Genomic DNA, 25456 nt, shown 5'->3' with positions numbered 1-25456 from the left:
ACCGCCGCCACCTACCGACAGAGAATATCGGCAGGCTTCGTCGCGCTCAGTCCGTGCCGGGTCCGGGGCGGATGCCGATGACGGCGACGATCGCGCCGACGACGCAGAGCACCCCCGCGACCAGGGCGGCGGTGTGCAGCCCGGCCATGAACGCCGAGCCCGCTCCCTCGATGACGGCGGCGCGCACGCTAGCGCCCATGTCGGCCGAGACCGGTGCGACGCCCATCGCCACCGCGTCCTTCGCCGACTGCAGCCCCTCGGCGAGCGGTGCCGGCACCCCGGCGGCGGTCAGCGACGACATCAGGGTCGAGCCGACCCGGCTGCTGATCAGCGAGACCAGCACCGAGGTGCCCAGCGCCCCGCCGACCTGCAACGCCGTGGCCTGCAACCCGCCGGCGACCCCACCGTCCCGCACCGGCGCGTTGCCCACGATGGCCTCCGACGACGCCGACATCACCATGCCGACACCCAGACCGAGCGCGACGAAGGACGGCCACATCACCGCGTACGACGAATGGGTGCCGAGCGCCAGCAACCCGAAGGACGCCCCGCCCTCCAGCAGCATGCCCAGCGGCATGGAGAACCGCGGCCCGAACCGGTCGGTCAGCGCCGCGCCCAGCGGGGCAGCCGCTACCGAGGCGAGGCTCAGCGGCAGGGTCAGCACACCCGTCATGACCGGCGTGTAACCACGGACGTTCTGCAGGTACAGCATGAAGTAGAAGATCGATCCGAGCAGGACGAAGAAGTTGACCGCCGTGATCGCGGTACCGATGGTCAGTGCCGGGCTGCGGAACAGCGCATCGGCAGCAGGGGATGCGCGACCCGCGTCTCGAACCACCCGAACCCGACGAGGATCACGACGCCCGCCAGCACCGTGGCGATCGTCTTCACCGACCCCCAACCCCAGGCCTCACCCTTGACGATGGCGAAGATGAGCACCACCAGACCGAGCGCGAGCAGCAGGACGCCGGGCACGTCGAAGCGGTGATGCCCGGTGGAGTTCCTGTTCTGCGGCAGCACCAGCGCGCTCACGACCAACGCGGCGATCCCGACCGGGGCGTTGATGTAGAACACCGACTCCCAGTTGACGTGCTCGACGAGCAGCCCGCCGACGATCGGCCCGAGCGCGGTCGACACCGACGACACCATGGCCCAGATACCCACCGCCATGCCGAACTTCTTCGGCGGGAACACCGCACGCAGAATGCCGAGCGTGTTGGGCATCAACAGCGCGCCGAAGAAGCCCTGCACCGCCCGGAACGCGATCACGCCCTCGATCGAGCCGGCCAACCCGATCGCCACCGACGCCGCGGTGAACCCGGCCACGCCGACCATGTAGTAGGTACGCCGACCGAACCGGTCCCCCAGCTTGCCGCCGAGGATCAGGGCGGCGGCCAGCGCCAGCAGGTAGGAGTTGGTCACCCATTGCAGTTCGGCGGTGCTCGCATGCAGGTCCCGGCCGATCTCCGGGTTGGCGATGGACACGACACTGCCGTCCAGGCTCACCATGAACAGTCCGAAGGCGACGGCGATCAGCGACAGCCAGGGATTGGCGCGGCGACCGCTCACCTCGGGCACGGCGCCCGCAGGTGGTGCGTGCGCGGGCAGGGTTACGGTCTCGTGTTGTCGGGCGGGCAAAGAACATCTCCTTACGGACGCGTGAAAAGGCACGCCCTCGCGGGGGCGTGAGTGTGGTGGGATCCCCGCCGGATCGCGGGGCGGTTCAGCGACCTGCGGCGCGAATCTCCCGGGCGAGCGCGCCGAGAGCGGGCAACGCGGCGCGGATCGCCTCCCGTTGCACGGGCTCCAACGCGTCCAGCGCGGCCGCGACGTAGCCGGTGAACAACGCCTGGACCGCCTCGGCCCGGCCGCGGGCCTCGTCGGTCACGTACAGGTGCACCACCCGTCGATCCCGCTGGTCCTGTTCCTTGCGCACCATGCCGGCGGCCACCATCGCGGACACGAGCGCACTGGCGTTGTTGGGTTTCAGCTGCAGCTCGTGGGCCACCTCTCGGACCATCACCCCAGGGCGTTCCTGGAGCAGCCGTAGCACGGCGAGTTGCACCTCGGGCGGCTTCGGGTGCGCGAAGTCGGCGTCCGCGCGCCGCTCCAGGGCGCGGTGCAGCTGCGGCGCCACGTCCACCACCCCTGCCGCGACTGCCGCGTCATCCATGCCGGGTCCACCCACACCCCCAGACTAGGTATGCCGGCATACCTATGTAAGTTCCGGGGCCTGCGAGATAGGTCACCCACGATCCCCGCGGACCGGCGAGCGGACCGGCGATCCGTTGCCGCTGGCACGTACTCCGGCGGCATCGGGCAGCGCCACACGCCCCGGCCGGCGGCGGCCAGCGGTTCGGTGATCGCGTTACCGTGGAAGGGGTCGCGGTGGTGCGCCTCGAGCCCTGGTACCGGGCGAGGACGCGGTCGGTCATCCGGCCGTCCACGCGGCCGCCACCTCGACGTGTCCCGCTCTACCTGGGTGACGACATCACCGACGAGGACGCGTTCCGTGCGCTGCGCGGACGGGGAGTCGGCATCCTCGTCGGCCGACCGGACGACCCCGACGTGGCGGGCCGGGCCACCGCCGCCGAGTTCGTCCTCGCCTCCACCGGGGAGGTGGAGCAGTTCCTGACCGGGCTGGGGTGCTGACCACACCCGATGCGCTCATGGGGGGCGCCATGTACGACTTCACCATCGCCTACGACCACTTCGACCCGGACGCCGAGGCGCTGCGCGAGGCGCTGACCTCCACCGGGAACGGCTACTTCTGCACGCGTGGGACGGCCGAGTGGGAGGACATGAGCGAGGTGCACTACCCGGGCACCTACGCCCACGGCGGCTACAACCGGGAGACCACCATCTTCGGCGGTATCCCGATCTGGAACGAGGACCTGGTCAACCTGCCCAACTGGCTGGTGCTGAAGCTGCGGATCGAGGGCGAGGAAGCCATCCGGCTCGACAACGTCGAGCTGCTCGACTACCGGCACACCTACGACATCCGGTCAGCGCTGGTACAGCGTGAACTGCGGTTCCGTGACCGCGCCGGGCGCGTGACCACGCTGCGGAGCCGTCGGTTCGTGAGCATGGTCCACAGCCACCAGGCCTGCCTGGAGTGGATGCTGATCCCGGAGAACTGGTCGGGCCGCGCCGAGGTGGTGACCGCGCTGGACGGCCGGATGACCAACCGCATCGTCGCGCGGTACCGCGGGCTCGAAGGCCGCCACCTCGATCCGGTGTCGCCGCGGACGGCCGGCGACGAGATCATCGCGCTGAGGGTGCAGACCCGCCAGTCCGACATCTACGTGGCCGAGGCCGCCCGTACCCGGGTGTTCCACGACGGCGTCGCGGGCAACGTCGACCGCGACCTGTACCAGAAGGAGGACTACATCCAGCAGATCCTCGCCTTCGACGTCGAGCAGGGCCGCCCGACCCGCGTGGAGAAGATGGTCTCGTTGTTCACGTCCCACGACAACGCGATCACCGAACCGCTCACCGCCGCCACCCGGCACGTGTCGCGATACCCCGACTTCGCCGAGGCGCTCGCCGAGCACGAGTCGGCCTGGGCCGAGCTGTGGGACGTCTGCGACATCCAGCTGCCCCGCGAACCGCGCGCGCAGCTGCTGCTGCGCTTCCACGTCGCCCATGTGCTGCAGGTCTGCTCCCGGCACACCGCGAGGCACGACGCCGGGGTGCCGGCGCGCGGCCTCAACGGCGAGGCCTACCGCGGGCACGTGTTCTGGGACGAGCTCTACGTCTACCCGTTCCTCAACCTGCGCCTACCCGAGATCACCCGCGCGCTGCTGCTGTACCGGTACCGTCGGTTGACCGAGGCCCGGGCGGCCGCGTGCGACGCGGGCTACCGGGGCGCCATGTTCCCGTGGCAGAGCGGCAGCGACGGCACCGAGGAGACCCAGACCGTCCACCTCAATCCGCTGTCCGGCCGCTGGGAGCCCGACGAGAGCCGCAACCAGCGCCACGTCAGCGCCGCGATCTTCTACAACGTCTGGCGGTACTACCAGGCGACCGACGACCTGGAGTTCCTCCGCGACTACGGCGCCGAGCTGATGCTCGAGATCGCGCGCTTCTGGGCGTCGATCGCGCACGACAACCCGCAGCGGCAGCGGTACGAGATCCACGGGGTGATGGGGCCGGACGAATTCCACGAACGCTACCCGGGAGCCACGCAGCCCGGCCTGCGCAACAACGCCTACACCAACGCCATGGTGGCCTGGATCGCCGCGACCGCGCCGCGGGTGCTCAACCTGCTCCCGCCCAGCCGGTGCGCGGCGCTGCGGGCGCGCCTCGGCGTGACCGACGAGGAGCTGCGCAGGTGGGAGGAGATGAGCCGCCGGATGTACATCCCCTTCCACGACGGCGTCATCAGCCAGTTCGAAGGCTACGCCGACCTGGCGGAGCTGGACTGGGACCACTACCGCGCCGCGTACCCCAATATCCAGCGGATGGACCGGATCCTGCGGGCCGAGGGCGAGGACCCCAACCGCTACAAGGTGTCCAAGCAGGCCGACGCGGTGATGCTGTTCTTCCTGTTCGGCCACGACGAGCTGCGGGCGCTGTTCGAGCGGCTCGGGTACCGCTACGACAGCGACCTGGCGCGGCGCACCATCGACTACTACGACCGGCGCACCTCCCACGGCTCGACGCTGAGCCTCGTCACCTACGCCGGCGTGCTGGCCGGTCTCGACCCCGCCAGCTCCTGGGACCGGTTCATGGTGGCACTGGGCAGCGACATCTGCGACGTGCAGGGCGGGACCACCAAGGAAGGCATCCACATGGGTGTCATGTCCGGGACCCTGGACCTGCTGCAGCGAAGCTACCTCGGCACCAGCATCGCCGACGACGGCGTCCTGCGCTTCGAACCGCGGCTGCTCGACCGGCTCGACGGGGTCGCGTTCACGATGAGGTTCCGGGGGACCTCACTTCGGGTAGGGGTCAAAGACGACGAGCTGTCGGTACTCGCGGAGGCCGAGGGCTTCCGCGGCCCGCTGCGGGTCGGCGTCGGCGACGAGGTCCGCGAGCTGGGTCCGGGCATTGAGTGCCGGTTCGCGCTCACCGCGCAGCCGTCGGCGGTACGCCGATAACAAGGAGGGGCGACCATGCCCACCGAGGGATTCCAGGGAGCCATCTTCGACGTCGACGGCGTCCTGGTCGACTCGCCGCACGAACGGGCGTGGAAGGAGTCGCTGCGCGAGCTGATGGAGGGCGAGTGGGCGGACATCCGCGACCGGAGCGAGTGGTCCGACGAGCGTTTCACCCCCGAGGTCTACGAACGCGTCCTGTCGGGCAAGCCCCGCATGAGCGGTGCGCTGGCGGCGCTTGAGTACTTCAAGGTCCCGGACGCCCGCGACCGGGTGGACGCCTACGCCGCACACAAGCAGCAGAAGTTGGTCCGGCTGATCGAGGCCCGGGAGTTCCACGCGTACCCCGACGCGCTGCGGTTCGTGCTGGCCGTCCGCGCGGCCGGCATCCCCACGGCAGCGGCCTCGTCGTCGAAGAACGCCGACCGCTTCCTGAGTCAGATCCGGCTCGACACGTTCGCGCAGCAGGAGGGCCTGACCTATGACTTCATCCGGCCGGGGCTGAACCTGCGCGACTTCTTCGACGCCGACCTGTCCGGCCGCGACCTGGCGCACGGCAAACCGGATCCGGAGATCTTCCTGACCGCGGCCGCCGAACTCGGCGTCCCGCCGGAGCAGTGCTTCGTCGTCGAGGACGCGGTCAGCGGCGTGCAGGCCGCGAAGGCCGGCCGGATGGCCGCGTTGGGGGTCGCCCGTGCCGATGACCGGGACCTGCTGGTGGACGCGCACGCCGACCTCGTCGTCGCCTCGTTGGACGAGGTCGACGTGGCCGGCCTGGCCCGCCACGAACTCATCCGGCGTCGCGAGCAGGTGAGCCGTCGCGGGTGACGCGGTTACGCGGTCACCGGCGCACCACCGCGCCGTGGCCGGGTAACCGCCGAACCGGACCGAACGAAAGGTCGTCCACGGACATGAACGAGACACAGACGACGACGGCCCCGGTTGCCACGATGGAGCGCCCGCTCGACCGGGACGAGCTGGATCGCCTCCACGCGTGGTGGCGGGCGGCGAACTACCTGTCGGTGGGCCAGATCTACCTGATGGACAACCCGCTGCTGCGCGAGCCGCTGCGCCCGGAGCACATCAAGCCGCGGCTGCTCGGGCACTGGGGCACCACCCCCGGGCTCACCTTCATCTACGCCCACCTCAACCGCGCCATCATGCGGCGCGACCTGGACATGATGTACGTGATCGGCCCGGGCCACGGCGGGCCGGCGGCCGTGGCGGCAGCATGGCTGGAGGGCACCTACAGCGAGGTCTACCCCGACGTGTCGCAGGACGCGGAGGGAATGAAGCGGCTGTTCACCCAGTTCTCCTTTCCCGGCGGGATTCCCAGCCATGTGGCGCCCGAGACACCGGGGTCGATCCACGAGGGCGGCGAGCTCGGGTACGCCCTGTCGCACGCCTACGGCGCGGCCTTCGACAATCCCGACCTGATCGTCGCCGCGATCGTCGGTGACGGGGAGGCCGAGACCGGCCCGCTGGCGACCAGCTGGCACTCCAACAAGTTCCTCGACCCGTACCGGGACGGGGCGGTACTGCCGATCCTGCACCTGAACGGCTACAAGATCGCCAGCCCGACCGTCCTCGCCCGGATCACGCCCACCGAACTCGATGAGCTGCTGCGCGGCTACGGGTACACCCCGTACCTGGTGGCAGGCGACGACCCGGCGCAGATGCACCAGGACTTCGCGGCCACCCTGGACCGGTGCCTGGACGAGATCGCGGCGATCCAGCGGCGGGCCCGCGCCGACGGCAGCACCGAACGGCCGCGCTGGCCGATGATCGTCCTGCGCTCACCGAAGGGCTGGACCGGGCCGGCGGAGGTCGACGGGCTGAAGGTGGAGGGGTACTGGCGCGCGCATCAGGTGCCGTTCAGCAACGCCCGCGGAGACGCCAACCACCGGGCGGTGCTGGAGCACTGGATGCGCAGCTACCGGCCGGAGGAGCTGTTCGACGGCTCGGGCGCCCCCGTCCCTGCGATCCGGGGCCTGCACCCGGTGGGCGCGCGCCGGATGAGCGCCAACCCGCACACCAACCCCGACGGCCCGCTCTCGCGCGACCTGCGGATGCCGGACTTCCGCGACTACGCCGTACCGGTCGAGGCACCCGGTACGGGCGCGGTGGAGTCGACCCGGGTGCTCGGCGCGTTCCTGCGCGACGTGATGCGCGACAACATGAGCAACTTCCGGGTGCTGGCCCCCGACGAGAACAACTCCAACCGGCTGGCCGCCGTCCTCGAGGTCACCGCGCGGACCTGGGCGGCCCGCATCGAGCCGTACGACGAGGGGCTCGCCGTCGACGGTCGGCTGATGGAGATCCTGTCCGAGCACACCTGCCAGGGCTGGCTGGAGGGGTACCTGCTGACCGGCCGGCACGGGTTCTTCTCCTGCTACGAGGCGTTCATCCACATCGTCGACTCGATGGTCAACCAGCACGCCAAATGGTTGAAGACCACCAACGGCATCGAGTGGCGGCACCCCATCCCGTCGCTGAACTACCTGCTGACCAGCCACGTCTGGCGGCAGGACCACAACGGCTTCTCCCACCAGGACCCGGGCTTCATCGACCACGTGGTCAACAAGAAGGCCGACGTGATCCGGGTCTACCTCCCGCCGGACGCCAACACGCTGCTGTCCGTGGCCGACCACTGCCTGCGCAGCCGGCAGTACATCAACGTGATCGTCGCCGGCAAGCAGCCGGAGCTTCAGTACCTGAGCATGCAGGACGCGATCGTGCACTGCACCAAGGGCATCGGCATCTGGGAGTGGGCCAGCACCGACGGCAACGCCGAGCCCGACGTGGTGCTGGGCTGCGCCGGGGACGTACCCACAATGGAGGTCCTCGCCGCCACCGAGATCCTCCGCGGCTGGTTTGCGGACCTGCGGGTACGGGTGGTGAACGTGGTGGACCTGATGCGGCTGCAGGACCGGCGCGAGCACCCGCACGGGCTGCCGGACCGCGACTTCGACGCGTTGTTCACCACCGACAAGCCGATCATCTTCAACTACCACGGGTACCCGTGGCTGATCCACCGGCTGACCTACCGGCGCACCAACCACGACAACCTGCACGTGCGCGGTTACGTCGAGGAGGGCACGACGACCACGCCGTTCGACATGTGCGTGCTGAACCGCATCGACCGGTTCCACCTGGCCATCGACGTCATCGACCGGGTGCCGCGGCTGTGGCCGGTCGCCGGACATCACCGGGATTGGCTGCACAACAAGCTGATCGAGCACCGCCAGTACGTCCGCACCCACGGCGAGGACCTGCCCGAGATCCGAGACTGGCAGTGGTCGGGGGCCCCGGGGCCGGCCACCGGCGTGGCGAACCCGCCGTTGACCGAGCCGGTGTAGCCGATGCGGGTCCTGGTGGTCAACGCGGGCTCCAGCAGCCTGAAGCTGTCGCTGGTGTCCCCGGACGGCGCCGTGCACGCCGCCACCACGGTGGAGCGCTGGACCGGCCGGGCGCACATCGAGCCGGTGCGGCAGTTCGTCGAGGGCGTGGGTGGAATCGACGCGGTGGGTCACCGGGTCGTGCACGGCGGGCCGCGGTACCGGGCGCCCGCCCGCGTCGACGCCGAGCTGGTCGACTACCTGGACTCGATCAAGGATCTCGCGCCGCTGCACAACCCGCGCGCGGTCGCCGCGATCCGGGTGATGGCCGACCTGCTGCCGCGGACCCCGGCGGTCGCGTGCTTCGACACCGCCTTCCACGCCACACTGCCCGCCGAGGCGTACACCTACGCGCTGCCGAAGGCGTGGAACGAGCGCTGGGGATTGCGCCGCTACGGCTTCCACGGGCTCTCCCACGCCTATGCGACCGGGCGGGCCGCCGAACTCGCCGGCGTCCCGGTACGGGGTACCCGGCTGGTCAGCTGCCATCTCGGCGCCGGGGCGTCGCTGGCCGCGGTCCGCGACGGCGTCAGCCTGGACACCACGATGGGGTTCACGCCGCTGGCCGGGCTGGTGATGGTGACCCGCTCCGGCGACGTGGACCCGGGGCTGCTGATGTGGCTGCTGCAGTACGGGGGTGTCCCGGTCGGCGAGCTGAACGAGGCGTTGGAGACCCGGTCCGGGTTGAAGGGCCTGTCCGGCACCTCCGGCGATCTGCGGGACGTGCTCGCCGGTGCGGCCGCCGGCGATCCTGACTGCGCGCTCGCGTTCGACGTGTTCATCCACCAGTTGTGCCGGGAGATCGCGGCGATGACGGCCGCGGCGGGCGGGATGGACGTGCTGGTGATGACCGGCGGCATCGGCGAGCACGCGGCGGTCGTCCGGGCGAGCGTCGCGACCCGCCTGGCGTACCTGGGCGTGGGCGTCGACCCGGAAGCCAACGAGGCGGCGCACGCGGACGCCGACATCAGCGCCGACGGGGCGCGGGTACGCACGGTCGTGGTGACCGCCCGGGAGGACCTCGAGATCACCCGCCAGGTCGGCGACCTCGTCGCCCTGGTCCCCCACCACCCGCGCCAGTGAGCATGCGGAGCGCTCACCGGTGGGCCGCCTCGACGGTGATGGCCACCTCGGTGATGGCCGGCGCGCGCAGCAACTCCTGGCGCAGCCCGTCGACGCGCTTGATCAGGTCGCGCACCGGCGCGTCGGTCAAGTCGGGTGCCGGCACGACGCGGGCGATCACCAGCAGTTCCGCCGGGCCCACGAACACGACGTCGAGGGCCCGGACGTCAGCGACCCAGTCGGGCCGGACGATGACGTCCCGGATCGGCCGCACCACGTCCTGGGGTGCCGACTCGTCGATGAGCAGCGCCTTCGACCGGCGGGCGAGCAGCACCGCCACCGCTATCAGGAGCAGTCCGATGCAGATACTGGCCAGACCGTCCCATCCAGCCCAGCCGGTGAGCAGGTGCAGGACCAGCGCGGCCAGCGCGAGGGCGATGCCGGTCAACGCGGCGGAGTCCTCCAGGTACACGGTGGTCGCGGTTGGGTCGGACGCTCGGGTCAGGTGCTCCACCAGGGTTCGATGCAGTTCCCGTGCCCGGTCGCGAAGCTGCTTGCGCGCGACGACCCACGAGTACCCCTCGAAGCACGCGGCGGCGACGAGGACGGCGATGCCGACCCACGGCGAGGTCAGCGGCTCCGGTCGCAGCAGGCTGCGGACACCCTCGATGATCGAGAGCACCCCACCAATCAGGAAGATCCCGAGCGCGGCGAGGAAGGCCCAGAAGTAACGTTCCTGGCCGTACCCGAATGGATGCTCCACGTCCTCCTTCTTCTTCGACCGGCGCAGGCCGACAAACAACAGCAGCTCATTGCCGGTGTCGGCGATCGAGTGCAAGGTCTCGGCCCACAGTGCGGCGGATCCGGTGACCAGCGCGGCCACGCCCTTGGCCACCGCGACGAGAACGTTCGCCCCCACGGCCGTCAGCACCGTGTGGAGACTCGCTCCGCTCTGACCGTCGTGTCCGTCGCGCCGCTGTGTCATGGCCGGTTCCTACCCCGTCGAACCGCGAACTGATACCCGCCGACGGCCGTCACCTCGCCCTCGGCGCGCCCGACGGTGAGGCTCACGCGGGCTGCGGCGCGGCGCCTGGCGCCCGGCCGGTCCAGCGCGCTTGCAGGTCCGCGTCGACCTGGTCGAACCTGCGGTTGCGGGTCTCGGGCACGTAGCGTGCGACGAACCACAGCCCGACCGCGCAGACAATCGCGAACACCCAGAACGTCTGCCCCTGCCCGATCGCGTTCACCACCGGCAGGAACGCCAGCGACACCACGAAGTTCGACAGCCAGTTCACCATCGAGCCGGCGCCGACGCCCTCGGCCCGCTCCCGGGACGGGAAGATCTCGCCGAGCAGCACCCAGAACACCGGCCCCATGCCGATCGCGAACGACATGATGTACAGCAGCATGAACACCAACGTGACCACCGGGCCGAGGTGCACCACGAACGACAGCCCCAGCAGCGCCACCGTGACGAGCATGCCGGCCAGCGACGCGAGCAGCAGCGGCCGGCGCCCGAGCCGGTCGATCAGCCGCAGCGACACGACCGTCATCGCCAGGTTGATAACCCCGATGAACACCGAGTAGACGATCGAGTTCGAGGCGCTCAGGCCGGTCTCCCGCATGATGGTCGGCGCGTAGTACATGATCGTGTTGATCCCGCCGAACTGCTGCACGGCGGCGAGGGTGAGCCCCACCACCAGCGCCGCGCGGACCCGGGGCGCCAGCAGGACGCGCAGCCCCTGCTCCTCGGGAGCGCGCTCCCGCCGCCGCTGCGCCTCCTGCCGCTGGAACCGCTCGACGTACGCGTCGGCGGTCGACGCGTCGACGACCGACTCGATCATCGCCTTCGCCCGGGCGGTCCGCCCGTTCGTGACCAGCCAGGCGGGCGACTCGGGCAGCCGCGCACAGCAGAGGGCCAGCGCGATCGCCGGGATCGCGCCGACGGCGAACATGGCCCGCCAGTTCTGGGTGCCGCTGAACGCCAGGTCCACCAGGTAGGAGACCAGGAGGCCGACGGTGATGAGTAACTGGTTGAGGGTCAGCACCCGGCCGCGGATCTGCGGTGGCGAGATCTCCGACAGGTACGTCGGCACGATCGCCGACACCCCGCCGACCCCCAGGCCCATCACGATCCGGCCCACCAGCAGCATCCAGTAGCCGATCGCGAGCGCCGCGATCGCGATCCCGATCACGAACACCACCGCCAGGCCGAACAGCGTCCTGCGCCGCCCGACCCGGTCGGCCACCCGTCCGGTGACCAGCGCACCGACGATCGCGCCCAGCAGCAGCACGCTGACCACCGCACCCTGTTCGAGGGCGTTGAGGCCGAAGTCGTCCCGGATGAACAGCAGCGCCCCGGACACGACCCCGGTGTCGTAGCCGAACAGGAAACTGCCCAGAGTGATCATGAGCCCCCAGCGGCGGACCTTGCGCCGACCCTCGGCGGGCACCTCGTCCACGGGGCTGCTGGACGTCGGCGTCAAGGCGATACCGGTGGTCATGGAGACTCCTCCGCATCGTCCACGACTCGCGCAGCCGGCACACCAGTCCTATGAGCAGCAAACCCCCGACTGGGCGGCTGGGCGATCTCGTACCCGGCGACCTGCCCGCCGCCTGGCCGGGTATGCCGGAACCAGGCACGTCATTCCCGGCGGGATGCCGCCGGAGCGTCGGGTTCATGCGGCGGCCGCGAGGAGGTCGCCGACAGGTGGAAGGGCGGCGTCGCCGGTATACACGCCACGCTGTGGCGACAGGGTACGCACCACCCTTCGCGGGTAGCCTTGGCACGTACCGCCGGAGGCGAACGAGTGCGGCCTGACCAGGTAACCGGCCCGGTGACCTACCACGGCGAGGGGCCCGTGTGGTCCTCGCTCTGGGGTGGACTGCGTTGGGTGGACATGCTGGCCGGAGATGTGCTGTCCCTGGCGGCGGACGCGACGATCACCCGCCGCCACGTCGGCCGCGTCGCCGCCGCCGTTCGACCCCGCCGCCGGGGCGGTGCGGTGATCGGCGTCGAGAAGGGCTTTGCCGTCGAGGACGCCGACGGCACGCTCACCCACCTCCCCGACCTATGGACCGACGACAGCGTGCGGATGAACGACGGCGGATGCGATCCGGACGGCCGCTTCTACTGTGGATCGATGGCTTATGACCAGCGACCGGGCGCCGGCGCGCTGTACCGGCTCGACCCCGACCGGTCCGTGCAGGTGGTGCTCGACGGGGTGACCATCTCGAACGGCCTGGAGTGGAGCCCGGACGGCACCCGCGCCTACTACAACGACACCGCCACCCAGCACGTCGCCGTATTCGACTACGACCGCGGCTCCGGGCTGACCGGCCGGCGCCCGTTCGTGAGTGTCCCGGTCGAGGCCGGCCGTCCCGACGGCCTGACGGTCGATGCCGATGGAGGGGTGTGGGTAGCGCTCCACGAGGGCGGGGCGGTGCGCCGCTACACCCCGGACGGCGTGGTCGACGAGGTGATCGAGCTACCGACCAGGATGGTCACCGCCTGTACGTTCGGCGGTCCGCGCCTGGACGAGTTGTTCATCACCACGTCACGCGAAGGCCTCGAAGCCGGCGACGATCCGGTGGCCGGCTCGCTGTTCCGGGCCGTGGTCGGCGTGCGCGGTCTGCCCGTTCGGGAGTATGCCGGGTGAGCCGGGGTGATCGTCTCGGCTGCGACGCACCCTCAGCCCGTCAACGCAGGCGGAAGAGGTCCTCGCCGGCGTCGGGGACGACGAGGGTGTCCGGATCCGCGGCCCAGGCCTCGATGTCGATCGAGGCGGGGTCGAGGTAGTCGAGGTTCACGGCGCGGACCTGGTCGGCGGGGATCCCCGTGGCGAGGGTGACGGTGACGCGGTCGTGTTCGCCGTGCGCGGGGTCGTAGGTACCGGCGCCGCGCAGGTGGGTGGAGTGCGCCAGGTCGCCCCAGCGGTAGTCCTTGAACCGGTCCCACTGTTTGACGTAGTAGTCACGGCAGTGGTAGCCGATCTCGGCGATCTGCGGGTGCGTCGCGCTGATCTCGCGGATGTGCGGGGCGTAGATGACGACCTGCCCGCCGTCGGCGACGATCGGCTCGACCTTGTAGAAGCCCTTGGCGCCGGTCCACATGTCGTCGTACCGGGTCGGGAGGATCGACAGCACCCTGCGCACCGGGGCGTCGAGGTAGCGGATGTGCGTGGCGGCCGAGACGTCCGCGGCCGCCGCCCAGGCGGCCTGCGGTTCGCCGAACGTCATGGCATGCAGGCGGATCGCGGACTCGCGGGCCGGTGGCAGGTCCGCCGGCGTCTGGGCCGCCTTGGCGGGTGCGATCTCCTCCGGCTCCGAGCGGGCCTTCCCCGCACCGGTCACCATGCACAGCGCGAGCCGCTCGCCGGGCACCATCGCGGCGGCCTCGTTGATGAGGGCCCGGACCGGGGTGACGCCACGGGTTCCGATGATCCTCGCGCTGGTGATCAGTGCGCCCAGCCAGTGCGAGACATCGATGGGGTCCCGCCCGGAAACCCCGGGGAACAGGTACTTGTTGCCGCCGGAGAACCCGACGACCTCGTGGGGAAAGACGGGGCTGACGATCACCGTGAGGTCGTGCTCCACCACGGCCCGGTTGATCCGTACGTCCACGCCCCGGCGCAGCATCCCGTCGGACAGTTCGGCGATGCGGTCGGCCGTGATCGTGCCGACGTCGACGAAGGTGGCCGGATCCCACCACTCGTGGTTGCGCACGACGGTGTCCGGATAGCGCTCCCGCAGCCCGCCCTCGGGGTAGCCCAGATGCATCGCGAGCGCCGCCTTGGTCATGGCGGGATGGGTACCGAGCGCGACCAGGACGGTCAGCCGGCTGACGCGGCCGTGGACGGCACCGTGCAACGCGGACAGCAGCAGCGGCAGCGGGCAGGTACGGGTGCCGTCGGGTACCAGGACGCACAGGCTGCGCCCGTCCAGGTCGACCTCCTTGAACTGGTCGTGGACGAAGGCGCGGACCTGCTCGTCGGAGAGCGTCTGGCCGGGCCCCCCGACCCGAGCCGCCGCGATCGGATGCTGACTCGGCGCCGCTGTCTCGGTCATGGCCGGCTCCCTTGCGAATCTCCCACCGGTGGGCGTGTGCAGGACAATTCCCCGCCCATGGACACGCAATCCGGTTGGCGAGGCCGGGGCCGGCGTGGCCATGCTTGACATATGGGTGTCCAGACCGCCGTCGAACTGGCACTCCACCCCGACCGGTTGCTGCCCGCCGAGCCGCACGTACGGGACATCGCCCGCCGGCTCTACGACGCGGTACGCGACGCGCCGCTGATCTCCCCGCACGGTCACGTCGACCCCTACCTGCTGCTCGACAACCAGCCGTTTTCGGATCCCGCGACCCTGTTCGTCACGCCCGACCACTACGTCACCCGACTGCTGCACGCCGACGGGGTCGGGCTGGCCGACCTCGGGGTCGGCCAGGGGCCGCTGTCGCCGGACGCGGCGCGTCGGGTGTGGCGGCTGCTGTGCGAGCACTGGCCGGTGTTCCGCGGCACCCCGGTACGCTACTGGCTCGAGGCCGAGCTGGCGGAGATCTTCGGGGTGACCGAGCGCCCGTCGGCGGCGACCGCCGACGCCAGCTACGACCAGGTGTCCGCGCGGCTGCGCGAGGACGCGTACCGGCCCCGCGCGCTGTATGCGCGCTTCCGTCTCGCGGTCCTGGTCACCACCAACGACCCGTGCGACGACCTGGCCGCGCACGCCGCGCTCGCCGCCGACCCGGCCTGGCACGGGCGGGTGATCCCGGCGTTCAGGCCCGACGCGTACCTGGAGCCGGCGCAGCCCGGCTGGCCCGACACGGTCGCCCGGCTCGGCGCGGCGGCCGGCGTCGACACCGGCGACTACCCCGGCTACCTGCGGGCGCTCCAGGAACGCCGGCGGTACTTCATCGCCCACGGCGCGCGGTCGGCCGACCACAGCCACCCGGACGCGCGAACCGACCCGCTCGAGCCGGCCGAGGCGGCCCGCGTCTACCGGGCGTCGCTGGCCGGCGAGGCCAGCGCGGGCGAGGCGGTCGCCTTCCGCCGGCACATGATGACCGAGATGGCCCGGATGTCGTGCGACGACGGGCTGGTGATGACGCTGCACCCGGGGGTTCGGCGCAACCACCACCTGCCGACCTTCGACCGGTACGGCCCCGACACCGGCCACGACATCCCGATCCGGATCGAGTTCACCGACGCGCTGCGCCCGCTGCTCAACCGGTACGGCACGTACCCGGGCTTCCACCTGGTCGTGTTCACTGTGGACGAGACGGTCTGGTCGCGGGAGCTGGCACCGCTGGCCGGGTTCTACCCGTCGGTGTACGTCGGGTCGCCCTGGTGGTTCCTGGACGCGCCGGCGGCCCAGCGCCGGTTCCGGGAGGCGGTGAGCGAGACCGCCGGCTTCACCCGTACCTCCGGGTTCGTCGACGACACCCGCGCCTTCTGCTCGATCCCGGCCCGCCACGACCTGTCGCGGCGCGTCGACGCCGGTGTGCTGGCCCGGCTCGTCGCCGACCACCGGCTGCCGGTGGACGAGGCCGTGCAGACCGCGGTCGACCTGGTCTCCACCCAGCCAACCAAGGTGTTCAAGCTATGAGCGCCCACGAGATGTCCCGGCGCGCCGGGGTGGGGCGGGCCGCCGCGCCGGTCCGACTGGTCCACCTCGGGCTGGGCAACTTCTTCCGGGCCCACCAGGCCTGGTACACCGAACACGCCCCGGACGCGCCGGAGTGGGGCATCGCCGCGTTCACCGGCCGCAGCCTCCGCCTGCCGGACCTGCTCGGCCCGCAGGACGGCCTGTACACGCTGGTGACGCGGGCCGCCGACGGCGACCGGTTCGAGGTGATCGGCAGCCTGTCGCGGGCGTACCCGGGCGTCGACCACGACACCTGGCTGCGCCTGCTCGGCTCCCCCGACATCGTCGCCGTCACCGTGACCGTCACCGAGGCCGGGTACTTCCGCGGCCCGGACGGCGGGCTCGACCGCGACCGCCCGGAGGTCCGCGACGACGTGGCGGCGCTGCGCCGCGACCTGACCGCGCCGGTGAAGACCGCGCCGGCGCGCCTGCTCGCCGGGATCGCCGCCCGGCGCCGGGCCGACGCCGGGCCGCTCACCGTCGTACCGTGCGACAACCTGGCCAACAACGGCGCGATCGCCGCCCGGGTGGTACACGACCTGGCCGAACTGGTCGACCCGCAGCTCATCGACTGGATGTCCGGGCACGTGGAGACCGTCACCACGGTGGTCGACCGGATCACCCCGCGCACCGACCCCGACGACCTGCGCGTCGTGGCGGAGGCCACCGGCCGCGACGACCACGCCCCGGTCGCCGCCGAACCGTTCTCCGAGTGGGTGCTCAGCGGCTCCCTCCCCGGTGGGCGCCCCCGCTGGGAGGACGCCGGGGCCACCTTCACCGACGACATCACCCCGTACGAGCACCGCAAGCTCTGGCTGCTCAACGGCGCCCACTCACTGCTGGCCTACGCCGGCTCGATCCGGGGGCACACCACCGTCGCGGAGGCGATCGGCGACGACACCTGCCGGCGCTGGGTACGGCAGTGGTGGTCCGACGCGTCGCCGCACCTGGACCAGCCCGCGGCCGGCGTGCGGGCCTACTGCGACGCGCTGGTCGAGCGCTTCGCCAACCCGCGGATGCGCCACAAGCTCGCGCAGATCGCCGCGGACGGCTCACAGAAGCTGGTAGAGCGCATCCTGCCGGTGCTACGCCAGGAACGGTCGGCCAGGCGCATGCCCCAGGGCGCGGTGCTCGTGCTGGCCGCGTGGGTGTGCCACCTGCGCGGGCAGGGCGCGCCGGTGCACGACGCACGGGCCGACGAAGTGGTGCCTCGCGCGTCCGGTCCGCTGCCCGATGCCGTGCCACGCATCCTGGCCACCCTCGACCCGGCGCTCGGCGACGACGACGCGCTGGTGGCGGCGGTCCGCGCCGACGTGGACCGGTTCCAGCGCCAAGGGGTGCGATGACCTCGGCGCAGCGCCCACCCCCGCGGGTGATGATCGGACTCGACGTCGGCACGACGGCCGTGAAGGCGGTGGCCTTCGGGCTCGACTCGGGCTGGCGCCGGCTGGCCCTGCGCGAGTACCCCCTGCTGGAGCCGGCCCCGGGCTGGCACGAGCAGGACCCCGAGCGGATCGCCGAGTGCGCGGCGGCGGCGCTCGCCGAGTGCGTCGCCGGCGTCGGCGACGCCGAGGTGCTCGGCATTTCGGTCAGCGCGGCGATGCACGGACTGATCGGTCTCGACGCCGCCATGCGCCCACTCACCCGGCTCGTGACCTGGGCCGACTCGCGCGCCGACGACGAGGCGAGGGCGCTGCGCACCGCCGGCCAGGCCGCCGAGCTGCACCGGCGCACCGGCGTCCCGGTGCACCCGATGACGCCGCTGACGAAGCTGATGTGGTTCGCCCGCCACGACCACCGGACCTTCGCGGCCGCCCGCTGGTGGGTCGGGCTCAAGGACTACCTGCTCTGGCGGCTGACCGGCACGCTGGCCACCGACCTGTCATCGGCCGGCGGGACCGGGATGCTGGACCTGGCGACCCGTACCTGGAGCCCGGCGGCGGTCGCGCTCGCCGGGACCTCCGCCGAGCAGCTCCCGCCGATCCTGCCCACCACCGCCACACTCACCCTCGCGGCGACGGCGGCCACCCGGGTCGGCCTGCCCGCAGGCACGCCGGTGGTCGCCGGCGCCGCCGACGGCCCGCTCGGCAACCTCGGCACCGGCGCGGTCTCGCCCGGCGTGGCGGGACTGTCGGTCGGGACCAGCGGGGCGGTGCGCATGGTCGTCCCCGAGCCGAAGGTCGACGACCGGGGAATGCTGTTCTGCTACGCGCTGACCGATTCGGCCTGGGTGGTCGGCGGCGCGATCAGCAACGGCGGGTTCGTGGTGCGCTGGGCCGGCCGGGCGCTCACGCCGGACCTGCTCACCGGACCGCCCGAGCAGCACCACGACAAGGAGGTGCTCGACCTCGCCGCGACCGCGCCCGCCGGCAGCGACGGCCTGGTGGTGCTGCCCTACCTGGTGGCCGAACGCGCGCCGCTGTGGGATCCGGACCTGCCCGGCGCGGTCCTCGGCCTGCGCGAGGGGCACACCCGCGCGCACCTGATCCGCGCCGCCGTCGAGGGGGTCTGCCTGCAGCTGCGCGCGATCGTCGATCAGCTCGACCGGCTCTGGCCGGTGACCGCGGTACGGGCCACCGGCGGCACCTTCCGCGCGGCGCTGTGGCGCGAGACGATGGCCGGGGTGCTCGCCCGGCCGCTCACCGTGGTCGGCGAGGCGGAGGGTACCGCGCTCGGCGCGGCCGCGTTGGGGCTGATCGCCCTCGGCCACGCGATCCGGCTCGGCGAAGCCGTGGCCCGGCTCTCCCCACCCAACGCGGCACCGGCGCCCCCGGTCGAGGCTTCCGGCGACCTGGTGGCCACCTACGCGCGGCTGCGCGCCTCGCTGCCCGGGCTCGTGCGCGGATTGGAATCCGCCGCCGGGGCACTGGCCCCGACCACGCCCGCGGCGGCAACCGCCACCCGCTCGGCGCCGGCACCGCGGATGGTTCCCGGCGCACCGACCGGAGGTACCGATGAACACACCTGATCCGGTCGCCGTGCCACCGCACGACGCGGCCCCCGCCGGAGCCCCCGGCGCCGACCGTCCCCATCCCCCGGCCCCGCCCGCGCCGCCGCCCGTGGTCACCGTGGCGTCGCGCTACGGCAGCGGAGGGACGACGATCGCCCCGCGGGTCGCCGACCGGCTCGGAGTGCCGTACCTGGACCGCGCCATCCCGGCCGCGGTCGCCGAACGGATGGGCGTCCCGGCGGAGGCGATCGGCGCGGTAGACGAGCAGCCGCACAGCCGCGCCGATCGACTGTTCGAGTGGCTGGCCAGGGTACCCGTGGTGACGTACGGCCCGGGCGCGTCGAGGCACCTGGACGCGCAGGAGCGTCTGATCCGGGCCGAGATCGCGCAGTTCCTCGCTCAGAGTTCCCGGAGCGGTGGGGTGGTGCTCGGGCGTGGCGGCGCGGTGGTGCTCAGGGACGTGCCCGGCGCACTGCACGTGCACCTGGGCGGGCCGTTCGAAGCCCGGGTGGCGCGCACGATGGAGCTCGAGGGGGTCGACCGGCGCACCGCCGAACGGCGCATCGAGATCAACGACCGGGCACGGATCGGGTACGTCCGCGACGCCTACGGCGTCGACGGCGAGGACCCGAGCCTCTACCACCTGATGATCGAGTCCACCGCCTTCGACCTCGACGCCTGCGTCGACGTCATCGTGGCCGCCAGCCGGGCCCGGCTGGCGGCGAGCGCTCCCGTGACGAGGTGACCGACATGCTCGAACCCCGTGAGACGCCCACCCGGGAGCGCCGGTCGCTCGACGGGCTGTGGCGGTTCGCCCTCGACGCCGACGGTGTCGGCCGGGACGAGGGCTGGTGGCGCGGCCGGCTGCCCGGCGCCCGCGAGGCGCCGGTACCGGCGAGCTACAACGACCTGTTCGCCGACGCCCGCGTCCACGACCACGTCGGCGACGTGTGGTACCAGACCGTGGTGCGGGTCCCGGCCCGGTGGGCCGGCCAGCGGGTCGTGCTGCGCTTCGGCTCGGCGACCCACCGCGCCGTGGTATGGGTCAACGACACGCAGGTCGCCACGCACGAGGGCGGCTACACCCCGTTCGAGGCGGACGTGACCGACGTCGTGGAATTCGGCGCGGACAACCGGGTCACCGCCGTCGTGAACAACGTGCTGGCCTGGCAGTCAATCCCGCCGGGCTACGTCGAGCAGACCCCCGAGGGCCCCGTGCAGTTCTACTTCCACGACTTCTTCAACTACGCCGGCATCCACCGGACGGTATGGCTGTACACCACGCCCACCGCGTACGTGCGGGACGTCACCGTCGTCACCGGCCTGTCCGGCACCGCCGGCACCGTCGGGTACGAGGTCGAGACGGCGGGCGCTGAAGGGAGCGAGGTGCGTGTCGCGCTCACCGACGCCACCGGTACCGAGGTCGCGCGGGCGACCGGCACCGCAGGCGAGCTCACCGTTGACGGCGTGCACCCGTGGCGGCCGGGTGCGGGCTACCTCTACACCCTCGCCGTCGAGCTGTGGCGCGACGGCGAGGGGCCGGTCGACGGGTACCCACTGCCGGTCGGTATCCGCACCGTCGAGGTGTCCGGCACCCGGTTCCTCATCAACGGCGAGCCGTTCCACTTCCGGGGCTTCGGCAAGCACGAGGACACCCCGGTACGGGGCAAGGGCCACGACGAGGTGTTCATGGTCCACGACTTCGCGCTGCTGGACTGGGTCGGTGCCAACTCGTTCCGCACCTCCCACTACCCGTACGCCGAGGAGGTCCTCGACTACGCCGACCGGCACGGCATCGTCGTCATCGACGAGACTGCGGCGGTCGGGCTGAACGCCCAGCTCGGCGCCACCCTCGCCAAGACGTCGTTCACGACGTTCTCGCCGGACACGGTCAACGACGCCACGCGGGACGTGCACCGGCAGGCGATCGGTGAGCTCGTCGCCCGCGACAAGAACCACCCCAGTGTCGTGATGTGGAGCATCGCCAACGAGCCCGAGTCGTGGACTCCCGCGTCCCGCGCCTACTTCGCACCGCTGGTTGCCGAGGCCCGGCGGCTGGATCCGACCCGGCCGGTGGCGTTCGCCAACGTCCTGGTCGCCACCCCCGACCGGGACGTGCTCTCCGACCTGTTCGACGTGCTCATGCTCAACCGCTACTACGGCTGGTACACCGACACCGGTGCCCTGCCCGCCGCCGAACGCGACCTGGAGGCCGAGCTCACCGCCTGGGCGGACAGGTACGACAAGCCGATCATCATGACCGAGTACGGCGCCGACACGGTGGCCGGCCTGCACAGCGTCGTACCGGTCCCCTGGACCGAGGAGTACCAGGTCGAGCTGCTCGCGATGTACCACCGGGTGTTCGACCGCGTCGACGCGGTGGTCGGCGAGCACGTCTGGAACTTCGCCGACTTCGCCACCTCGGTCACGATCATGCGCGTCGGCGGCAACAGGAAGGGTGTCTTCACCCGCGACCGTCGACCCAAGGCCGCCGCCCACCTGCTGCGCCGGCGGTGGCGCGGGTCGCCCTGACGATCCGCCCGTCGCGAGCGGAAGCCGGAATGAAGAAGCTCGGCCTGACCCAGTACCTCGGCTACGGCGCCGGCGACGCCGCGAACAACCTCGTCTTCTCGATGGCGTCGATGTTCCTGCTGATCTACTACACCGACGTCGCCGACATCCCGGCCGCCTCCGTCGGCACGCTGTTTCTCCTGGTCCGGATCTGGGGCGGGGTGGCCGACCTGCTCGCCGGCCGGATGGTCGACCGGACCTCGACCCGATGGGGCAAGTTCCGTCCGTACCTGCTGTTCGGCTCGCTGCCGCTGCTGGCCATCGGCGTGGCGCTGTTCTCGGTGCCCGGCGGGCTCAGTCCGACCGACAAGCTCGTCTACGCCTATGTCACGTACACCCTGTGGGGATTGCTGTACAGCGTCGTCAACATCCCCTACGGCTCGCTCGCGGCGGCGATGACGCAGGACCCCGACGAGCGCAGCCGGCTGTCCAGCGCCCGGGTCGTCAGCTCGAACCTGACGATCCTGGCGCTGGCGGCGATCGTCGCGCCGCTGATCCAGACCTCGATGAACCTGCAACGCTCGCTGACGACCCTCACCTTGATCTTCCTCGTCGTCGGGTTCGGGCTGTACCTGTGGTGCTTCTTCACCACCCGGGAGCAGGTGCAGCGCGAGGAGGAGACGGTCGGTCTGGCCGAGAGCCTGCGCATGATCGGGCGCAACCGGCCGCTGCTGCTGCTGTCGCTGTCGGGCCTGCTGTTTCTCGGCGGGATGTTCACGCTGCAGACGCTCGCCGTGTACTACGCCCGCGACGTGCTCGGCAGCAGCGGCTACTACGTCGTCCTGACCGTGGCGCAGACCGTCGGGATGATCGCGGCGGCGGCCCTCGCCCCGAAGGCCGTCGAGTCGGTCGGCAAGAAGACCGTCTACATCCTGGGCGGCGTCGTCACCGTCGTGGGCGGGATCGCGCTCACCGCTGCGCCGGGGTCGGTCCCGGTGATCGGCATCGGGTGCTTCGCGGTGCTCGGCCTCGGCCTGGGCACCATCAACACCATCGTCTGGGCGATGGAGGCCGACACCGTGGAGTACGGCGAGTGGCGGACCGGCGTCCGCGCCGAGGGCACGATCTACTCGGTGCTCTCGTTCACCCGCAAGGCCGGGCAGGGCGTCGGCGGAGCCGCTGCGGCGTACGCCATCGGACTCGGCGGTTACATTGCCGGAGCCAGGATCCAGCCCGGAGGCGCGATCACCACGATCAGGCTCGGCGCCGGGGCGCTCACCGCCGCCTTCGTCGCCCTGGCGACCCTCGTCATCCTCCCCTACCCGATCACCGAGAAGGTGCTGCGCGGAATGGTCACCGACCTGGCGCAGCGCCACGCCGCCAGTGTGCCGCCGGCTCCGGGTGGTATCGCGACGCCCGTGACGCCGGCCACCCCGCGCCCGAGCTGAGTACGGCCCGGGTGGGGCCCGCCCCGGTGCCGGTGCCGCGGGTGTTCAGGCGCCGACCGGCTCCCGGCGGCGTACCCGCGGCACCACCTCCCGGGCGTACAGTTCGCACAGCTCGCGGTGGTGCGGGCCGATGCTGGCCACGTACACCTCGTCGTAGCCGGCGTCGGCGTACCGCTCGATCATCGCCAGGTGCGCGGCCGGATCGGGGCCGAGCGCGAACTGATCGGCGACCATGTCCGGCTCGACCAGCGTGCTTTCCTGCTCGAAGTGCCGCGGCGACGGCAGCACCTGCGACAGCTCGCCCGGCAACCCCTGCTTGCGCCACTTGTCGAAGGCGATCCGCAGCGCTTCCTCCCGCGAGTTCGCGTAGCACGCCTTGAAGCCGCCCTGCGCGGGCTTCGCGCCACCACCGTGGTCGCGGAACCGTTGCACCAACTGCGGTTCGAGCTGAGTGGAGACGTACCCGTCACCGATCCGGGCGGCCAGGTCGACGGCCTTGGGCCCGAACCCGGACACGTAGATTTTGGGCGGTCGGTCCGGCAGCGTGTAGATCCTGGCCTGCTCGACGACGTAGTGCGCGCCGTAATGGTTGACGAACTCGCCGGTCCACAGTCGACGGATGAGGTCGACGGCCTCGTCGAGCATGGCCAGCCGCACGTCGGCCGGTGGCCAGTGGTCGCCGAGGATGTGCTCGTTGAGCGCCTCGCCGGTGCCCACGCCGAGGATGAACGTCCCGCCGGTCAGCACCGCGCTGGTCGCCGCCGCCTGCGCGATGATCGCCGGGTGGATCCGCATGATCGGGCAGGTCACCGCGGTGGTGATCGGCAGCGCGCAGACCTGGCTGAGCGCACCGATCACCGGCCAGACCATCGGGCTCTGCCCCTGCGAATCGGACCAGGGGTGGTAGTGATCGGAGATCCACAGCGCCTCGAAGCCGGCCTGCTCGGCGGCCGTGGCCTGCTCGACCAGCTCGGCGGGCCCGTACTCCTCGCAGGACAGCGTGTATCCGAGTCTCATGGCGACTCGCTACCCGGTGTCGTACCGCCGACACCGCGACACCCCGGGCGCGGTTGCGCATCGCGCCCACCTTCGGCGGAGTGTTCGGATTTGCCGGCCGCGACCGGGGGGATGCCACCTGCCATGGGCAAGCTGAAACGATTGCGGCCGGAGTCCGCGACGGGAGGCCCCCGCGGCCCGTACGCCACGCGGGTCGAGAAGGTGCTCGACAGCTGGCGGCACCGGACCCGGACCACCGAACGGGACCGAAGGCGGCAGCTGGCCATGTACTCGGTGCTGGCCGTTCAAGCGGGAATCGCGGCCGGCCTGGCCTGGATCGCGGCAGGCAGGATCGGGATCAGTACCCACAATCCGGTCTTCGCGCCGATCGCCGCCGTCGGTACCGTGGCGGGCGCGGTGGGCCGGCGGCTCCGCCGGGTCGCCGAACTCATCGCCGGCGTGGCACTCGGCATCGTGATCGCGAACGCATTCCTCGCGCTCGTCGGACACGGAGCGGCGCAGACCGGTCTCATCGTCACCGCCACGATCCTGCTCGCGATCGCACTGTCCGGCCACGGAGGTCTCGTCACCCAGGCCGGCGGAACGGCGGTGCTGGTCTCCGCGGTCGCGCCGACGACCGCGTCCGGGGTGGCCGCGACCCAGTTGGCCAATGCCGTGACCGGCGGCGTGATCGGGCTGGTGGTGGTGATCGTACTTTTTCCGCTGAACCCGCTGCGGATCGTGCACAAGGCCGCCGCTCCCGCCATGAAACAGCTGGCAGCGCAACTGACCGCAACGGGACGAGCGCTGGCCGACCACGACGCTTCGGGGGCCGAGAAGGCACTTCACCAGCTGCGGGACATGGGTGATGAGCTGGCGCGGCTGTCCGACGCCGTGCAGGGCGCCCAGGAGGTGGTGCGGTTCTCCCCGCAACGGCGTCATTGGCGCGATTCGCTTCAGCAGTACAGCGAGGGCGCGGAGCATTTCGACCGGGCGGTGCTGGCCAGCCGCGGTCTCACCCGCAGATCGATCGCCCTCATCGTCGACGGCGAGAAACGTCCGCCCCTGCTACCCGAAGCGGTCCACAGCCTCGGCCTGGCAGTCCGCGAGCTGGACGAGGACTTCAGCGCCGGCCGAGAGCCGCACCGGGCACGCGACCGAACACTAACCGCCGTCTGTCAGGCCGGCGACGCATGCCGGACGGGGCTCGGCCTGTCCGGCACCGTGGTCGTCGCGCTCGTCCGCACCATCGCCGGTGAACTCCTCCAGGCAACGGCGGTCACCCGCACCGACGCCAATCGCATGGTCCGTCAAGCCGCGGCGTGACCCGCTGGGGTCGCCGGCGCACGC

The 25456-nt window shown here is 71.5% G+C and carries 20 protein-coding genes; 13 read left to right on the top strand and 7 right to left on the bottom strand.

Annotated features, from left to right (window positions below):
• Positions 1-46: 46 nt before the first annotated feature.
• The 3 genes from ACNTMW_RS06270 to ACNTMW_RS06260 form a co-directional block, all read right to left on the bottom strand.
• A complete protein-coding gene (locus ACNTMW_RS06270) occupies positions 47-838 on the bottom strand; it encodes an MFS transporter (protein WP_426632416.1) in 792 nt (263 codons plus the stop codon).
• On the bottom strand, positions 775-1638 hold the full coding sequence (locus ACNTMW_RS06265; RefSeq protein ID WP_426632415.1) for an MFS transporter: 864 nt from the start codon (positions 1636-1638) through the stop codon (positions 775-777). The genes ACNTMW_RS06270 and ACNTMW_RS06265 overlap by 64 nt, the downstream gene beginning before the upstream one ends.
• Positions 1639-1723: 85 nt before the next feature.
• A complete protein-coding gene (locus ACNTMW_RS06260) occupies positions 1724-2173 on the bottom strand; it encodes a MarR family winged helix-turn-helix transcriptional regulator (protein ID WP_426632414.1) in 450 nt (149 codons plus the stop codon).
• A gap of 215 nt (positions 2174-2388) precedes the next feature.
• On the opposite strand from ACNTMW_RS06260, the gene ACNTMW_RS06255 reads away from it, so the two are divergent.
• The 5 genes from ACNTMW_RS06255 (at position 2389) to ACNTMW_RS06235 (ending at position 9580) form a co-directional block, all read left to right on the top strand.
• A complete protein-coding gene (locus ACNTMW_RS06255) occupies positions 2389-2652 on the top strand; it encodes a trehalose-phosphatase (protein WP_426632413.1) in 264 nt (87 codons plus the stop codon).
• Positions 2653-2669: 17 nt separating this feature from the next.
• On the top strand, positions 2670-5102 hold the full coding sequence (locus tag ACNTMW_RS06250) for a glycoside hydrolase family 65 protein (protein ID WP_426632412.1): 2433 nt from the start codon (positions 2670-2672) through the stop codon (positions 5100-5102).
• Positions 5103-5117: 15 nt separating this feature from the next.
• Positions 5118-5927 (top strand): HAD family hydrolase, encoded by an 810-nt coding sequence (locus ACNTMW_RS06245; protein ID WP_426632411.1) that lies wholly within the window; start codon positions 5118-5120, stop codon positions 5925-5927.
• 83 nt (positions 5928-6010) lie between these two features.
• Positions 6011-8458: a phosphoketolase family protein gene (locus ACNTMW_RS06240; protein WP_426632410.1), complete on the top strand. Its 2448-nt coding sequence runs from the start codon at positions 6011-6013 to the stop codon at positions 8456-8458.
• 3 nt (positions 8459-8461) lie between these two features.
• Positions 8462-9580 carry an acetate/propionate family kinase gene (locus tag ACNTMW_RS06235; RefSeq protein ID WP_426632409.1) on the top strand — a complete coding sequence of 373 codons (1119 nt, stop codon included), beginning with the start codon at positions 8462-8464 and terminating at the stop codon, positions 9578-9580.
• 13 nt (positions 9581-9593) lie between these two features.
• On the opposite strand, the gene ACNTMW_RS06230 is transcribed toward ACNTMW_RS06235, so the two are convergent.
• Both ACNTMW_RS06230 and ACNTMW_RS06225 read right to left on the bottom strand, forming a co-directional pair.
• Positions 9594-10544, bottom strand: coding sequence for a cation diffusion facilitator family transporter (locus tag ACNTMW_RS06230; RefSeq protein WP_426632408.1), 951 nt, complete (start codon positions 10542-10544; stop codon positions 9594-9596).
• An 82-nt stretch (positions 10545-10626) separates the two neighbouring features.
• Positions 10627-12063, bottom strand: coding sequence for a sugar porter family MFS transporter (locus ACNTMW_RS06225; protein WP_426632407.1), 1437 nt, complete (start codon positions 12061-12063; stop codon positions 10627-10629).
• A gap of 357 nt (positions 12064-12420) precedes the next feature.
• On the opposite strand from ACNTMW_RS06225, the gene ACNTMW_RS06220 reads away from it, so the two are divergent.
• Entirely contained in the window at positions 12421-13218 is a 798-nt protein-coding gene (locus tag ACNTMW_RS06220; RefSeq protein ID WP_426632406.1) for an SMP-30/gluconolactonase/LRE family protein, read from the top strand.
• Between the two features lie 40 nt (positions 13219-13258).
• On the opposite strand, the gene ACNTMW_RS06215 is transcribed toward ACNTMW_RS06220, so the two are convergent.
• Complete coding sequence (locus ACNTMW_RS06215; RefSeq protein ID WP_426632405.1) at positions 13259-14626, bottom strand: lactate racemase domain-containing protein; 1368 nt, start codon at positions 14624-14626, stop codon at positions 13259-13261.
• A 111-nt stretch (positions 14627-14737) separates the two neighbouring features.
• Between ACNTMW_RS06215 and uxaC the strand changes: the two genes are divergently transcribed.
• Genes uxaC through ACNTMW_RS06185 form a run of 6 tightly spaced genes read left to right on the top strand, consistent with a single transcriptional unit; the run spans position 14738 to position 23110 of the window.
• Positions 14738-16162: a glucuronate isomerase gene (uxaC, locus tag ACNTMW_RS06210; RefSeq protein ID WP_426632404.1), complete on the top strand. Its 1425-nt coding sequence runs from the start codon at positions 14738-14740 to the stop codon at positions 16160-16162.
• A complete protein-coding gene (locus ACNTMW_RS06205) occupies positions 16159-17547 on the top strand; it encodes a mannitol dehydrogenase family protein (protein ID WP_426632403.1) in 1389 nt (462 codons plus the stop codon). Before uxaC ends, ACNTMW_RS06205 begins: the two co-directional genes overlap by 4 nt.
• On the top strand, positions 17544-19169 hold the full coding sequence (locus ACNTMW_RS06200) for a gluconokinase (RefSeq protein WP_426632402.1): 1626 nt from the start codon (positions 17544-17546) through the stop codon (positions 19167-19169). Before ACNTMW_RS06205 ends, ACNTMW_RS06200 begins: the two co-directional genes overlap by 4 nt.
• Positions 19156-19896 (top strand): cytidylate kinase-like family protein, encoded by a 741-nt coding sequence (locus ACNTMW_RS06195; RefSeq protein WP_426632401.1) that lies wholly within the window; start codon positions 19156-19158, stop codon positions 19894-19896. The genes ACNTMW_RS06200 and ACNTMW_RS06195 overlap by 14 nt, the downstream gene beginning before the upstream one ends.
• A gap of 5 nt (positions 19897-19901) precedes the next feature.
• Positions 19902-21683 (top strand): beta-glucuronidase, encoded by a 1782-nt coding sequence (uidA, locus tag ACNTMW_RS06190; protein WP_426632400.1) that lies wholly within the window; start codon positions 19902-19904, stop codon positions 21681-21683.
• Between the two features lie 29 nt (positions 21684-21712).
• The gene (locus ACNTMW_RS06185; protein ID WP_426632399.1) at positions 21713-23110 is read left to right on the top strand and encodes a glycoside-pentoside-hexuronide (GPH):cation symporter; all 1398 of its coding nucleotides are present in this window, start codon (positions 21713-21715) and stop codon (positions 23108-23110) included.
• A 45-nt stretch (positions 23111-23155) separates the two neighbouring features.
• Here the strand turns inward: ACNTMW_RS06185 and ACNTMW_RS06180 are convergent, their stop codons facing one another.
• A complete protein-coding gene (locus ACNTMW_RS06180; RefSeq protein WP_426632398.1) occupies positions 23156-24127 on the bottom strand; it encodes a TIGR03557 family F420-dependent LLM class oxidoreductase in 972 nt (323 codons plus the stop codon).
• 264 nt (positions 24128-24391) lie between these two features.
• Between ACNTMW_RS06180 and ACNTMW_RS06175 the strand changes: the two genes are divergently transcribed.
• The gene (locus ACNTMW_RS06175; RefSeq protein ID WP_426632397.1) at positions 24392-25432 is read left to right on the top strand and encodes an FUSC family protein; all 1041 of its coding nucleotides are present in this window, start codon (positions 24392-24394) and stop codon (positions 25430-25432) included.
• Positions 25433-25456 lie beyond the last annotated feature (24 nt).

This window comes from Planosporangium spinosum, from assembly GCF_049999945.1.
GTDB classification, from domain to species: Bacteria; Actinomycetota; Actinomycetes; order Mycobacteriales; family Micromonosporaceae; genus Planosporangium; species Planosporangium spinosum.
This window is presented reverse-complemented; position numbering and strand designations above follow the sequence as displayed.